The organism is Arhodomonas sp. KWT (assembly GCF_010993615.1).
The window spans coordinates 1-512 of the sequence record NZ_WNXE01001145.1 but is presented as its reverse complement, the minus strand read 5'-3'; the positions used below and the strand labels follow the sequence as shown (position 1 = coordinate 512).

The 512-nt window shown below is 71.7% G+C and carries 1 protein-coding gene; it reads right to left on the bottom strand.

The annotated features are described in order from the left end of the window. Window positions 1–512, bottom strand: a 512-nt coding sequence (locus G7A99_RS24625; protein WP_163144706.1) for a hypothetical protein, incomplete at both ends; no start/stop codon positions are given.

Genomic DNA, 512 nt, shown 5'->3' with positions numbered 1-512 from the left:
ACCGACAGCAGGGCCTCGGCGACCGCCATAATGCCCTCGTCGTCCGGGTCGCCGTTCACCAGCGTTTCCGCATGCTCAGCGAGGGCACGGCGCTGGCTCTCCAGCCCGAGCACACCGAGGGTATCGCTCACCCGGTGCATGCCGTCGGCCGCCTCGCGCAGACGCTCGCTGTCGGCGTCGCCGGCGCGCACGTGCAGGTCGAGGCTATCCTTGACGGCGGCGACGTCCTCCCGGAGCACGCCGGCAACGGTGCGCAGGGCATCGAGATCCGCACCTTCGCCGCCCTCGGACTGCAGCCGGGCGATGCGCCGTCGCAGTCCGTCCAGGTCGTAGACCTGCTGCACGGCGCGGACCCGCCTGCCGGGACTGTCGACGCCGGCGAGGACATAGAGCATATCCCGCAGCAGATCGGGACGCGGCTCGGCACCCGCGCCAAGATCGGCGAGGCGCTTGAGTTCGCGCTCCAGGCGCGGCAGCAGGCCGCGGACCTGAGCGTCGTTGCCGTCCACACT